This is a genomic window from Gordonia amarae NBRC 15530 (assembly GCF_000241345.1).
GTDB classification, from domain to species: domain Bacteria; phylum Actinomycetota; class Actinomycetes; order Mycobacteriales; family Mycobacteriaceae; genus Gordonia; species Gordonia amarae.
In genome coordinates this window covers 68,978-81,385 of sequence record NZ_BAED01000054.1, presented here as the reverse complement: position 1 = coordinate 81,385, position 12,408 = coordinate 68,978, and the positions used below count along the sequence as shown (strand labels likewise).

The window sequence follows — 12,408 nt, the reverse complement described above, 5'->3', positions numbered from 1 at the left end:
ATACCAACTTAGTGGTCGGGCCGGGTGCGTGCGACCGAACCGGCACCCTCACCGCTCGTTCTTCAGCGAACGGTAATGACGGCGTCGGTCAACGGTCAGGTGCTCGATCGCGTAGCCGAGCATCGTGCGCGGCATCCGGGCCGCGTACTCGTCGAGAAATCCGGTCAGCAGGTCCCGGTCGACACGCTTGCCCACCTCGCGCAGCATCCAGCCGGTGGCCTTCTGCAGCAGGTCGTCCGGGTAGTCGAGGTAGATCGGCGCGAGTTCGAGCGTCGTCGACGCATCGCCCCGGCCGATGAATTCCTGGGTGGCGATGATCGCGATCCGGCGCAGCCACAGATCGTTCAGGCCGTGGCCGTCGCTGCGGGCCAGCGCGAACAACACCTCGCGCGGCCGGTCGTACAGCCATCCGCCGAGGACCGGGCCCGCCGAGACATCGACGATGTCCCAGTTGTTGACCCGGCCCCGCCGCGCGGCATCGAGATACCAGTCCGCGATGGTCTCCCGCTCGCCGTCGTCCCGGGCGCGGCGGAACCTGTCGACGGCCCCGATCATCGCGCTCAGCCGATGTTCGTGGACCGGTGAGTCGACCAGCGTCGTGAGTTCGGTGAGCGGCAGATTCCGGAAGGAACGCAGCACCGTGCGCTGAGCGGGAACCGTCACACCGATGAAGGTGTCGCCCTCGCCGTACTCACCGGGGCCCGTCTTGAAGAACCGGGCGCTGCTCTGGGCGCGCTCGGGTGAGGCGATCCGTTCCAGCGCCACCATCACCGCCCGCGCGGTCTGTTCGGGCACCTGCGGCGTCGACGGGACCATGGCACCGACTGTAGAACGTCGCCGGGTCCGGCCGGCCACCGTCGCAGATCACAACCCTTATCCGACACGTATCCGCCAGAGGCCACTAGGATTACTCGGCGGACCACCGTTGCGCGGTCCGAGGCAGGATGAAGACCCGGACCCTGGGTGTCGTCAGGGCGTGGGCAGAGAGGACGACGTGCCGACTTACGCGGCGTACGGGTCGAATATGCACCCCGAGCAGATGGCAGAACGCGCCCCGCATTCCCCCATGTCGGGGACGGGCTGGCTCAACGGCTGGCGGCTCACCTTCGCCGGCGGCGACATCGGCTGGGAAGGCTCCCTCGCGACCGTCGCCGAGGACCGTGAAAGCCCGGCGTCCCGGGTGTTCGTCGTGCTCTACGACGTCACCGACGAGGACGAGCGGACCCTCGACCGGTGGGAGGGTTCCGAACTGGGCATCCACCGTAAGATCAGGGCCCGGGTCGACACCGCCGACGGCCCCGTCCTGGCGTGGCTGTACGTGATGGACGCGTTCGAGGGCGGTCTGCCGTCGGCGCGGTACCTCGGTGTGATGGCCGAAGCGGCCGAGATCGCGGGCGCACCCGCCGGATACGTGCAGGACCTGAGGCTGCGTGAGTCACGCAACGTCGGTCCGGGGTCCGGCGAGCTCTAGACCCGGCTCACACCCCGAGCACGACCCCGGCAAGCGTCCGCACCCCGACATCGAGGGCGCGCTCGTCGATGCGGAAGTTGGGGCTGTGCAGGTCGACCTGCGGCCCCAGCCCGTCCCACACGCCGAGTCTGCCCATCGCGCCCGGCACGTGTTCGAGATACCAGGAGAAGTCCTCACCGCCCGGTGACTGCGGGGTGTCGGCCACCGCGTTCGGACCCACCGCGCTCACCGCCGTCGACAGCATCGCGATAGACACATCGTCGTTCACCACCGGCGGCACCCCACGGAAATAGTTGAGGTCGTACTGCACCCCCAGCGGTGCGACGAGTTCACCGATGATGCTGCGCACCAACGGTTCCAGCTCCACCCAGATATCCCGGTCACCGGTGCGGACGGTGCCGCGCAGGCGTCCTTCCTGCGGGATCGCGTTGGGGGCGCTGCCCGAATGCACCGAGCCCCACGCCATGATGGTGCCCGACCGCGGGTCCACCCGCCGGGACAGCACCCCGGGCAGCCCTGTGATGACGGTGCCGATCGCGTAGATCAGGTCGGCGGTCAGATGCGGCCGCGACGTGTGCCCACCCTTGGAGTGGAAGGTGACGTCGACGTGGTCGGCGGCCGAGGTCAGCGCACCGGCCCGCAGGCCCACCGACCCGACGGGCAGCCGGGGATCGCAGTGCAGGGCGAAGATGCGGCTCACCCCCTGCAGCACCCCGGCGTCGATCGCGTCGAGCGCACCACCCGGCATCACCTCTTCGGCGGCCTGGAAGATCAGCCGCACCCCGACCGGCAGGTCCTCGACACCGGCCAGCAGCGCGCCGGTGGCCAGCAGGATCGCGGTGTGCGCGTCGTGCCCGCACGCATGGGACACGGCGTCGACGGTGGAACTGAACGGCAGACCGGTGTGTTCGGTGATCGGCAGCGCATCCATGTCGGCGCGCAGCGCGATCCGCGTGTCGGACTCCGGCCCCAGATCACACACCGCACCGGTGCCGAGCGGTAGCCGCCGCGGCTTCAAACCGAGCGCGGTCAGTTCGGCCATCACCAGATCGGTGGTGGCCACCTCCTGCCGCGACAGTTCGGGATGGGCGTGGATCTGCCGCCGCCAGGCGACCAGCTTCTCACGGTTGGCGGCGAGCCAGCCGTCGATCACCGCCGACGGCCGGCTCACAACACTGTGGCCGGGGTGGTCACGGCCAGATCGGCGAGCAGCGGCGCACGCAGCCCCTCCTTGATCGCGCCGATGTTGGGTCCGGTGATGTGCTGACGTTCGGCGGCCACCGCCCGCGCCCGCTCGACCAGCTGATCCACCGGCACGGCCTCGCCGACGATCCCCGCCGCGGCCGCGTCGTGCGCGCCGTAGCGGCGGCTGGTCAGCATCGCCTCGGTGGCGGCGGCGTCGCTCAGTCGGGTCCGCACCAGCGCGGCCATGCCCTGGGTGAACGGCATCGACAGCGCGGCCTCGGGCAGCGACCAGAAGCCCCGGTCGTCACGCATCACGCTGTAGTCGGTGCACAGCGCCAGCATCGCGCCCGCGCCGAAAGCGTGACCGTTGATCGCCGACACGGTGTGCACCGGCAGGGTCAGCAGCTTGGTGTACAGCGCGTGGACCGTGTCGAGGTAGGCGGGCAGCTGCGCATAGTTGGCGGCGATGTAGTCGGTGTCGAGCCCGTTGGTGAAGAACTTGCCCGTCGCGGTGATCACCAGGCCCTTGGCGTTTGCTGCGGCCTCGTCGAGCAGACCGGACACGGTCTCGACCCAGTCGAGCCCGAATCGGTTCTCCGGGTTGTCCGGGTCGAGCTCGACTCCCTCGGTACCCAGGTAGAGCTCGTAGATGTCGCCGTCGGCATTCAGGAAAGGCATGCACAGACAATATCGCCCGGCGTATGCGGCTCCTTGACGAGTCCGCTGATTCACCGTCACGGCAGGCGAATGCGGGCCTGTCGGGGCGGCAGACATAATCGGGACATGACAACCGGCGGACCAGGAGACCAGCAGGGCAACGACTACCCGGGTTACCAGGGCGATCAGTCGCCCTACTACTGGCAACAGGGCGGGGGGCATCAGAGCGGGGGGCAACTGGGCGGGGGCTTTCCGCAGGGCTACCCGTCCGGCGGCTATCCGCCACCCGAGCGGTCCCCCTGGTCGTCGCCGGTCGTCCTGGTTGCGGCGGCCGCGGGCGTGCTGCTGGTGGTCGGCGGCATCCTGGCGGCGTTCCTGCTCCTGCCGTCCGGCGACGACGACCCCGACGCATCCCCGGGCCCGAGCACCACGACGCACACCGTCACGCAGTCGCCGAGTAGCCCGCCCCCGCAGCAGAGCGGCACCGGCCAAGAAACCGTGACCGTCACCCCGCCTCCCGGAACCGTCACCACACCGCCGCCTACGACCGATACCGACCGTCCGGATCCGACCGTGCCCGACACCGACTGGCAGGGTTTCACCGCCGGCCCCCGCTGCGACGGCGCGACCGATCCGGCGCTCGCCATCCTGGCGACCAACCGCTCACGGGTGATCATCTGCCGGGTCGGCGAGCGTGGTGGGCTCTACTACAAGGGCGTCGCCGACGGGAATCTCAAGCACATCGACTTCCCCACCCAGGAGGGCAAGTACTACTTCGCGCGGTCGGGATCGTTCGAATACATCGTCAGCCCTTCGGGTCTGGTGATCCGACAGAACGGCAACACCATCGGCGACGAGCCCGCCGTCGCGTACTGGTCGCAGTAGGAGAACGACGATGACACAAGAACCTGTCCTCGACGCCGCCGGACTCGACGTGGTGCGCAGCGGCCGCCTGCTGCTCGACGATGTCAGCATGCGGGTACTGCCCGGGGAGCACTGGGCACTGCTCGGCCCGAACGGCGCCGGCAAGTCGACGTTGATGACGATGCTGGGGGCACGCGGGTTTCCCACTCGCGGCACCGTCGACGTCCTCGGCCACCGGCTCGGCCGGGTCGACATGCGTTCACTGCGCACCCACATCGGGCATGTCGACCCGCGCTGGCGCATCGATATCCCGCTGTCGGCGCACGAGGTGGTGCTCACCGGGCTGACCAACACCCCCGAACTCGACAACCGGCACGACTACACCGATGCCGAACACGCCCACGCCGACGCCCTGCTCACGATGCTCGGCATGGCCGAGCGCCGGGAATCGTTGTGGCCGTTCATGAGTCAGGGCGAGAGGGGCCGCACCCTGATCGCCCGGGCACTGATGCCGCAACCACCGCTCCTGTTGCTCGATGAACCGGCCACCGGCCTCGACCTGGCCGCCCGCGAGAAGCTGCTGGCAGGCATCGACCAGCTTCGTCGTGAAGTACCCACGCTCGCAACGGTTCTGGTGACCCATCACCTGGAGGACCTGCCCGCCAGCACCAGTCACGCCCTGTTGCTGCGCGACGGCAAGACGGTCGCTGCCGGGACCGTCGACGAGGCCCTCACCTCGGCGACGATCAGCACCTGCTTCGACCACCCCGTCGACGTGCGCCGCACCAATGGCCGCTGGTCGGCGGTCGCCACGTAGCGAGTTATCGTGACAGCCTTCGCGTGATACTCCTGGCGGCCCGGGCCGGCAAGCGCGTCGCTATGGCCGCCGCGCCCGTGGTGCGGCGGGGCCGTGGCACCAACTCGCCCGCACAGTTCGGGCAGGTACCGACGCGTTGCGCGCAGTCCTCGCAGTAGGTGCATTCGTAGGAGCAGATCCACGCCGCTCCGTCCGGTTCCAGTGCCGCGGAGCATAGTTCGCAGCTCGTCTTCATCGTCAGCATCAGCCCACCTTGTAGTTGCCCAGCGCCTTGGCCACCAGCCTTCCCGATTCGGTGCGGATTTCGGCCTCACACGCGGTGAGCGTCCGGCCCCGCCGCAGCACCCGTCCGGGCAGAAATGCCCGCATGAGTTCGGTGCCGTTGGACGGCGAACCAAGATCGGAAGATTTCACATACACAGTGAATGTCACATGCGGTGTGTATGTCAAGGTAGATTCAGGGGCGTGCCACCAGACGTACCCGTGCCGACGCTCCGGCAAAGCCAGGCGCTCGCCACCCGCCGTCGGCTCCTCGACGTCGCCACCCGCCTGTTCTGCGACGAGGGGTTCTCAGCCGTCACCACCACCGGGCTGTGCGCGGCGGCCGGAGTGACCCGCGGCGCTCTCTACCACCACTTCGCGAACATGACCGAGGTGATGGAAGCGGTGTTCAGCGACATCGAGGGGCAACTGGTCGATCGGGTCGTCGCCCGGCTGTCCGCTGTCGCACCAGCCCGGGCGCAGCTCACAGCACTGGGACCCGCCGTGCTCGACTCCCTTGCCGCCGACGACCGCACCACCCGGATCGTGTTCGTCGAAGCACCGTCCGCGCTGGGCTGGTCACGCTGGCGCTCCCTCGACGGCGGCCGGTCCCTGACCCTGATCGCAGACATCCTGCGACGTTGCGCCGACGACGGTCACCTCCGCCCCGGTATCGACCCGATCCTCGCCGCACAACTGCTGCTCGGCGCCATCAACGAGGCCGGCATGTACATCGGCGCCCACCAGGGCAACCCCACCCCGATCGCCCACCAACTCACCCTCCTCGCAGAAGGGCTCCTCCACCAATAACCTTCCCGCGTAGTGATTGCCTTCGCCGCTAAACGGATCCGTTTAGCGTGCAAGGAAACGGTTACGCGGGAAGAGACGGATGGAACCAAACGGGCGTTTGCTGCGTCTGATTGCCATGATCGCGTATCCCACCGACTCGTACGGCCTTATTCGACGCTCCGCGCTGCTGGAGACGGGAGTCTCCGACAACCAGATCGCACAGGCGATTCGGCGTGGCTTGCTCCTTCGTGTATACCCGGGATCCTTGGTCGTACCCAGCACCGATTTCGACGGAGCCGAAGGCGCACAGCGGTTGCACCGCATGACAGCCATTGCGGTCGCGACGTCCGAACTGTCTACGGCCACCTCACCCCTGCCGCTCTGTCACGCGACGGCCGCTGCGTTTCACGGGATCCCGCTGCTCAAGCCGGATATCTCGCGTGTGCATGTCGCGTCGGGCGGGACGTCGGGCGGCGCCGTTCATCGCTACCGGCACCTGCATGCGACCCCGCTCGATCCCGCGGAGGTCACCGTCGTCGACGGAATTGCGGTGACCACCGTCGAACGGACCGCGGTCGACGTCGCCACCCGGGGTGTGTTCGCGCAGGCACTGACGGCATTCGACCAAGCGATGCGGGTAGGCGGGGACATCGAGATGATGCGAGACATCCTCGAATCCCGGCGGCGCGTCGGTGTGCGGGTTGCGAGACGTGCGCTCTCCCTCGCCAGCGGACTGTCGCAGAGCGTCGGCGAATCGTGGAGCCGCGCCCAGATGATCGAAGCCGGCCTGCCTGTCCCGCGGCTGCAACACCGATTCCAGTGCTCATCGGGCTACTACGACACCGACTTCGACTGGGACGAGGCATTGATCGGAGAGTTCGACGGCCTCCACAAGTACGGCCGTCTCCTCAGGCCCGGCGAAACAGCCGCGGACGCCGTGGTGCGGGAGAAGCTTCGTGAGGACGAACTCCGCGCGACCGATGCGCTCGTAGTCCGTTGGGTCTGGGCGCACCTGGAGTCACGGAGCGTCGTCGACCTTATCAAGCCCCGACTCAAACGCCTCGGTCTCTGTGCGTGAGCGTTCCCGCTTTACCGTTTCCTTCAGCGCTAAACGGATCCGTTTAGCGCTGAAGGAAATGGTTGAGCGGGAAGATCAGCGGGGGCCGTATTGGCGGTCGCCGGCGTCGCCCAGGCCGGGGACGATGTAGTAGGCGTCGTTGAGGCCTTCGTCTATCGCTCCTACGATCAGGCGGATCGGGTGGCCGGAGTTTTGCAGGGCGGCGACGCCTTCGGGGGCGGCGACCACGCAGATGGCGGTGATATCGCGGGCGCCGCGTTCGACCAACAGGTCGATAGCGTGCAGCATCGAACCGCCCGTCGCCAGCATCGGGTCGAGGACGAACACCGGGATCTGCGACAGATCCTCGGGCAGCGACGCCAGGTACGGCACCGGTTTGGCGGTCGACTCGTCGCGGGCGATGCCGACGAATCCGATGTTGGCCTCGGGGACCATCGCGTGCGCCTGATCGACCATCCCGAGCCCGGCGCGCAGCACCGGGACGAGCAGCGGCGGCGCGCTGAGCCGCGCACCCGGACACGGGCAGATCGGCGTCTCGATGGGCACGTCATCGACGGACGCCGACGCCAGTGCTTCGTAGACGAGGATCTGCGTCAGACCGGACAACGCCTGCCGGAACTGGGCATTGCTGCTGTTCTTGTCACGCAGGGTGGTCAGCCGGACGGCGGCCAGCGGGTGAGCGACGATGTGCACATCCATGGCGATCACCTTAAATCCAGATCGGCACCGCCGCGTGCCGGAACCACCATTCATCCATCGAACAGAAATTCGATGGAACCAAACGGGGTTCCGCTGCGTCAGACCCCCATGACGAACACCCAGGTTCAGGCCGACCCGGCCGCGATCACCCGATTCGCCCAGCAACAACGCACCATCGCTGCCGAGATCCGCGGCTCGGCCACCACGGGGTCGTCGGCGGCCACCGAACTCGCCCCCACCTTCGGTGTCATCGGCGCCGACTTCCTCACCGTCCTCACCGGCGTGCTTGACACCAAGTCGCGGGAGGTCGTCGCGATCGCCGAGAAACACGAGACGATCGGCAACCAATCGGTGACCGCGGCCAACACCTACGTCGCCACCGACGGCACCGCCGCGCAGAAGATACGAACACAGAAGGCGAACACCCAAAGGCGAACCACCCCGACGCAGACGACGAACAACCCGATGACCACCGGAATTCAGGCGTTGTCCACGCTCGCCACCGGTGTCCAGTCACTAGCGAGCCTGCTGACAACCTCCCAGAGCACCGACAAGCAGAACAACACCACTCAGGCCACGAACAAGAAGGATACGAAGAAGCAGGACACATCCGAGCACGCCACGGACCGGCAGACAGCAGGTAACAAGGCAGCGCCCGACAAGGCAGCGCCGGACAAGGCAACGGACACAACGACCCAAGGCAAGTCGGTGCCCGACACCGCGACGTCGGACAAGGTGCAGACCGACAAGCTGTCGTCGAATAGCACCACACCGGACAGGGGCACCCCACCGGGCACTGGCCCCTCCCACGCGGCGACCCCGAACGGCACTGCCCCGTCCACCACCACGACGACGACCACCACGACATCACCCACCGGAACGATCACCACGACGACCGTCACCACCATCAAGGTCGGCGGCGCCGACAAGGAGCTGACGCTGAAATGATCAACCTGCTGATCGCGCCCCTGCACACCCTCGTCGACACCCTCGGCACCGGCGTGCTGCCACCGGATAATCCCGTCACCCGATTGCGCACCACCGCACAGACTCTCGCAGAGGCGGAGAAGAACTCGGCGGCGGCCACGACCACCGTCCTCAAGTCATGGTCGGGTGACGGCGCCCGCGGCATGGCCACACAGGTCAACGCCACCACAAACGCCGCAACGACTTTCACGGCGGACACCGACAGCATCGCCACCATCGTCGACGACGCGGCCGGCAAAGTGGCCACCGCCGCAAAGCAACTCGACACCCTCGTCGACTCCTTCGGCCGCACGGTATCGACGCTCGGCGGCAACGCCCTGACCGTCAGCGGGCTCGCGCTCCTCGTGCCCGTCGCCATCGATCACGTCAGCCGGGGCGTCCAAATCGTCGAAAAGACCCGCACGCAACTGGAATCGGATTCGGCGCGGCTACGGGCAGTCACCCGCGCACAGACGAAATCCACCCAGACCGGTTCGACGCCCACGAACAAGTCCACACCGGCCACGATCACCCAGGTTCAGCACTCGACCAGCCCGGTCACCACCACGCCCTACTCGACCAGCACACCGGGCACCTCCGCGCCGGGCACCACGACCCCGAGCACCACCACCCCGTCCACCACGACCACCGGCGCGAACCGTCAGACCCCCATCGCGACGACCTCGCAGGACACCCCGACGTTCACCACAGCGGCCAGCACCCGCACCACCGGCTCAGGCATCCCCATCACCCTCCCCGACGGCTCCGTCGCCTACGCCCCAACCAAAAGGCCGCGACCGCCGTCACCGCCGCGCTCAGCAAGCAGGGCACCCCCTACATGTGGGGCGGAACAAGCACCGGCGGGTTCGACTGCAGCGGCTTCACGCAGTGGGCCTACCGGCAGGCCGGCGTCGAGCTGCCCCGCCTAGCCCAGGACCAGGACACCGCCGGCCGCCAGGTCTCCCAGGACGACCTGCAGCCCGGCGACCTCGCCGTCTGGTCCGGTCACGTCGCCATGTACATCGGCAACGGCCAGCTCATCGAGACCGGCGGTGCCCCTGTCAGTGTCACGCAGCTGCGCACCACCAACGCGGGTCAGAACTTCGAAGGTTTCTACCGTGTCACCTGATGATCCGGAGCCGACCGTCAATCCGGTGTCACCTGTTCCTCACCGTCATCCCCTACCATGGTGACGCTCTGCCCACCTCTAGCGTTAGGCTTTCTGCTCATGGCCGGAGACATCGTCCCCATCGAACTCGGATTGACCAACGGAAACGTCTTCACCCTCTGGGCGCCACGCTGGCGCGAGGGCGACGACGAATGGGAAGCCTTCCTCGGGCTCGACGAGGACCTGTACGGGCTCCCCGGCGTCGCCGAACTGGCGGCGTTCATCCGGTCCGGCGCCGAGAACGACCTCGAGGACCATCCCACCTGGGAGACCCTCAAGCAGGTCTCGGCCGACGAACTGCTGCCCGACGACCGGCACACCTACGACCTGGTCGGCGTGCCCGAGCTCGCGGCCGAGGATCCCACCCCCGAGGTCATCGCCGAACTAGAGGACGCGCTGGAGATCGTCCGCATCCTCGGTGAGGTGTGCGAACTGACCGTCGTCACCAAGTTCTTCAACGGCAACCCGATCCTGGGCGCCGTCACCACCGGCACCCGCAACTTCGTCGGCCGAGACGGTATCGACCTGTGGGTGCGGATCGGCCGGCTCATCGCCAAGCACTGGGATGACGTCGTCGACGCGATCGACGGCGTGCTCACCGAACCACCCACCGACGACGACGCCGTGGCGACCGCCGCGGCCGAGCTCGAGGCGGCCGCCTCCGCAGAGGACGAGGATGAGCCCGGCGACGACGAACTCGAGGCGGCCGAAGGCATCGACGACGAGGACGACGACGACGAGGAGGAGGATGAGGATGACGATTACGACGACGACAGCTTCTGGGCGCAGGTCGGCATCGACCCCATCCGCATCGTCACCAGCGACGACGAATACCTGACGCTGCGCTGTTATCTCGGCGACGACCCGGTGTTCCTCGGCGCCGACGGCAAGATCTTCGTGTTCACCTCACCGCGGGCCCTGAGCAAGTTCCTCGCCGACAGCACCGACCACGATCTGCTCGACGTGTCCACCTTCGACCAGGTCCAGGTGGAGGCCACCGACGGCTCGCTGGAGTTCGACGTCATCGACGAGAACGTCTACGTGCTGACCGGCCTGGCCGACGACATCGCCGACGGACCGCGCCGCATAGACCGCAACCAGCTCGACCTTGCCGTCGAACTGTTTACCGACGCAGCCGATTACGGCGACGACAACAACGTCAGCGAGGCACTGGGATCGACCACCCCGCTGGGCTGGTTCGTCGACTACGCCATCAACCCCGACCCGAAGCGGCTCGCCCCGTCCGGTCCGTTCGACAACGAGTCGGAGGCCTGGCGGGCCCTCGAGCACGACTTCGAGGCCCGGCTCGACAAGAAGAGCTGAACCGACCGTAAGTTCAGCCGATCAGGACGGCGTATCCGGGTTTGATGACCTCGTCGATGATCCGGATGCGTTCGTCGAAGTGCAGGAACGACGACTTCATCGCGTTGACGGTGAAGCGTTCCAGATCGGTCCAGCCGTAACCGAAGTGATCGACGAGCACCTTGAACTCGTTGCTCATGCAGGTATCGCTCATCAGCCGGTTATCGGTGTTCACCGTGACCCGGAACCGCAGTCGCGCAAGGATATTGAACGGGTGCTCGGCCAATGACGCCACGGCACCGGTCTGCACGTTGGAACTCGGGCACAGCTCCAGCGGAATCCGCTTGTCGCGTACCGTCGCCGCGATGTCGCCGAGCACCGCACCCTCGAACGAGTGTGCCGCCGCACTCACCCCCGGCGGCAGCGTGATGTCGTCGATGACCCGGACGCCGTGCCCGAGCCGGTCGCAACCGCAGTAGGCCAGCGCCTCGTGGATCGACGGCAACCCGAACGCCTCACCGGCGTGGATGGTGAACCGGGCGTTGTTGGCACGCATGTACTCGAACGCGTCGAGATGCCGCGTCGGCGGATTGCCGGCCTCCGCGCCGGCGATGTCGAAGCCGACTACACCGCGGTCGCGGAATCGCACGGCCAGCTCCGCGATCTCCCGGGAGCGGGCGGCGTGCCGCATCGCGGTCACCAGACAGCGCACGACGATCGGCCTGCCCTGCCCGGCGGCATCCACCTCGCCCTTGGCGAAGCCGGACAGCACAGACTCCACCACCTCATCGAGGGTCAGGCCGTCCGCGAGGTGCTGCTCGGGCGCGAACCGCACCTCCGCGTAGACCACGCCGTCGGCGGCCAGATCCTCCACGCATTCGCGGGCGACGCGTTCGAGCGCGGGCGCCGTCTGCATCACGGCGACAGTGTGCGCGAAGGTCTCCAGATACCGCTCGAGCGTCCCGCTGTCGGCTGACTCCCGGAACCACGTCGCCAGCGACGCCGCATCGTCGGCGGGCAACCCGGTGTAGCTGCAGTCGCGGGCCAGCTCCAGCACCGTGGCCGGACGCAGCCCGCCGTCGAGGTGATCGTGCAGAAGGGCCTTGGGGGCGAGGGCGAGGTTACTGAGGTCGAGTGGTCGGGGCGTCATC

At 67.7% G+C, this 12,408-nt stretch carries 13 protein-coding genes and 2 pseudogenes; 8 read left to right on the top strand and 7 right to left on the bottom strand.

The features are described 5' to 3' along the window. Positions 1-48: 48 nt before the first annotated feature. A complete protein-coding gene (locus GOAMR_RS15515; RefSeq protein WP_005189787.1) occupies positions 49-816 on the bottom strand; it encodes a DNA alkylation repair protein in 768 nt (255 codons plus the stop codon). Positions 817-994: 178 nt separating this feature from the next. On the opposite strand from GOAMR_RS15515, the gene GOAMR_RS15510 reads away from it, so the two are divergent. Then, positions 995-1,471: a gamma-glutamylcyclotransferase family protein gene (locus GOAMR_RS15510; protein ID WP_005189786.1), complete on the top strand. Its 477-nt coding sequence runs from the start codon at positions 995-997 to the stop codon at positions 1,469-1,471. Positions 1,472-1,478: 7 nt separating this feature from the next. Here GOAMR_RS15510 and GOAMR_RS15505 read toward each other — a convergent pair whose 3' ends face one another. Continuing rightward, positions 1,479-2,642 (bottom strand): amidohydrolase, encoded by a 1,164-nt coding sequence (locus GOAMR_RS15505; protein WP_040515471.1) that lies wholly within the window; start codon positions 2,640-2,642, stop codon positions 1,479-1,481. Then, positions 2,639-3,334 (bottom strand): enoyl-CoA hydratase/isomerase family protein, encoded by a 696-nt coding sequence (locus GOAMR_RS15500; RefSeq protein WP_005189784.1) that lies wholly within the window; start codon positions 3,332-3,334, stop codon positions 2,639-2,641. The genes GOAMR_RS15505 and GOAMR_RS15500 overlap by 4 nt, the downstream gene beginning before the upstream one ends. 105 nt (positions 3,335-3,439) lie before the next feature. Between GOAMR_RS15500 and GOAMR_RS15495 the strand changes: the two genes are divergently transcribed. Both GOAMR_RS15495 and GOAMR_RS15490 read left to right on the top strand, forming a co-directional pair. Beyond that, positions 3,440-4,198, top strand: coding sequence for a hypothetical protein (locus GOAMR_RS15495; RefSeq protein ID WP_005189783.1), 759 nt, complete (start codon positions 3,440-3,442; stop codon positions 4,196-4,198). Positions 4,199-4,208: 10 nt separating this feature from the next. Next, a complete protein-coding gene (locus tag GOAMR_RS15490; RefSeq protein WP_005189782.1) occupies positions 4,209-4,994 on the top strand; it encodes an ABC transporter ATP-binding protein in 786 nt (261 codons plus the stop codon). A gap of 4 nt (positions 4,995-4,998) precedes the next feature. On the opposite strand, the gene GOAMR_RS24250 is transcribed toward GOAMR_RS15490, so the two are convergent. Together GOAMR_RS24250 and GOAMR_RS25905 are read right to left on the bottom strand one after the other, a co-directional pair. Then, complete coding sequence (locus GOAMR_RS24250) at positions 4,999-5,229, bottom strand: DUF1272 domain-containing protein (protein WP_244427430.1); 231 nt, start codon at positions 5,227-5,229, stop codon at positions 4,999-5,001. Between the two features lie 8 nt (positions 5,230-5,237). Beyond that, positions 5,238-5,345: pseudogene (locus GOAMR_RS25905) on the bottom strand (PaaI family thioesterase); the annotation flags it as partial. A gap of 114 nt (positions 5,346-5,459) precedes the next feature. Here GOAMR_RS25905 and GOAMR_RS15485 point away from each other — a divergent pair. After that, positions 5,460-6,065 carry a TetR/AcrR family transcriptional regulator gene (locus GOAMR_RS15485; RefSeq protein ID WP_244427429.1) on the top strand — a complete coding sequence of 202 codons (606 nt, stop codon included), beginning with the start codon at positions 5,460-5,462 and terminating at the stop codon, positions 6,063-6,065. A gap of 79 nt (positions 6,066-6,144) precedes the next feature. Further along, positions 6,145-7,122 carry a type IV toxin-antitoxin system AbiEi family antitoxin domain-containing protein gene (locus tag GOAMR_RS15480; RefSeq protein WP_005189773.1) on the top strand — a complete coding sequence of 326 codons (978 nt, stop codon included), beginning with the start codon at positions 6,145-6,147 and terminating at the stop codon, positions 7,120-7,122. Positions 7,123-7,197: 75 nt separating this feature from the next. Here GOAMR_RS15480 and upp read toward each other — a convergent pair whose 3' ends face one another. After that, positions 7,198-7,821, bottom strand: coding sequence for a uracil phosphoribosyltransferase (gene upp / locus GOAMR_RS15475; protein WP_005189770.1), 624 nt, complete (start codon positions 7,819-7,821; stop codon positions 7,198-7,200). A 108-nt stretch (positions 7,822-7,929) separates the two neighbouring features. On the opposite strand from upp, the gene GOAMR_RS15470 reads away from it, so the two are divergent. The 3 genes and pseudogenes from GOAMR_RS15470 (at position 7,930) to GOAMR_RS15460 (ending at position 11,278) form a co-directional block, all read left to right on the top strand. Then, positions 7,930-8,769: a type VII secretion target gene (locus GOAMR_RS15470; protein ID WP_040515470.1), complete on the top strand. Its 840-nt coding sequence runs from the start codon at positions 7,930-7,932 to the stop codon at positions 8,767-8,769. 245 nt (positions 8,770-9,014) lie between these two features. Then, positions 9,015-9,916: pseudogene (locus GOAMR_RS25900) on the top strand (C40 family peptidase). 99 nt (positions 9,917-10,015) lie between these two features. After that, positions 10,016-11,278, top strand: coding sequence for a SatS C-terminal domain-containing protein (locus tag GOAMR_RS15460; RefSeq protein ID WP_005189757.1), 1,263 nt, complete (start codon positions 10,016-10,018; stop codon positions 11,276-11,278). A gap of 13 nt (positions 11,279-11,291) precedes the next feature. Here GOAMR_RS15460 and GOAMR_RS15455 read toward each other — a convergent pair whose 3' ends face one another. Continuing rightward, positions 11,292-12,407, bottom strand: a complete 1,116-nt coding sequence (locus GOAMR_RS15455) for an adenosine deaminase (protein ID WP_005189754.1) — start codon at positions 12,405-12,407, stop codon at positions 11,292-11,294. Between the last annotated feature and the right edge of the window lies 1 nt (position 12,408).

Bases quoted from the DNA above. Each gene is read 5' to 3' on its own strand.
- GOAMR_RS24250 (WP_244427430.1), bottom strand. From the start codon at position 5,229: ATGAAGACGAGCTGCGAACTATGCTCCGCGGCACTGGAACCGGACGGA.
- GOAMR_RS15490 (WP_005189782.1), top strand. From the start codon at position 4,209: ATGACACAAGAACCTGTCCTCGACGCCGCCGGACTCGACGTGGTGCGC.
- GOAMR_RS15460 (WP_005189757.1), top strand. From the start codon at position 10,016: ATGGCCGGAGACATCGTCCCCATCGAACTCGGATTGACCAACGGAAAC.
- GOAMR_RS15470 (WP_040515470.1), top strand. From the start codon at position 7,930: ATGACGAACACCCAGGTTCAGGCCGACCCGGCCGCGATCACCCGATTC.
- GOAMR_RS15495 (WP_005189783.1), top strand. From the start codon at position 3,440: ATGACAACCGGCGGACCAGGAGACCAGCAGGGCAACGACTACCCGGGT.
- GOAMR_RS15515 (WP_005189787.1), bottom strand. From the start codon at position 816: ATGGTCCCGTCGACGCCGCAGGTGCCCGAACAGACCGCGCGGGCGGTG.
- GOAMR_RS15455 (WP_005189754.1), bottom strand. From the start codon at position 12,407: ATGACGCCCCGACCACTCGACCTCAGTAACCTCGCCCTCGCCCCCAAG.
- upp (WP_005189770.1), bottom strand. From the start codon at position 7,821: ATGGATGTGCACATCGTCGCTCACCCGCTGGCCGCCGTCCGGCTGACC.
- GOAMR_RS15500 (WP_005189784.1), bottom strand. From the start codon at position 3,334: ATGCCTTTCCTGAATGCCGACGGCGACATCTACGAGCTCTACCTGGGT.
- GOAMR_RS15480 (WP_005189773.1), top strand. From the start codon at position 6,145: ATGGAACCAAACGGGCGTTTGCTGCGTCTGATTGCCATGATCGCGTAT.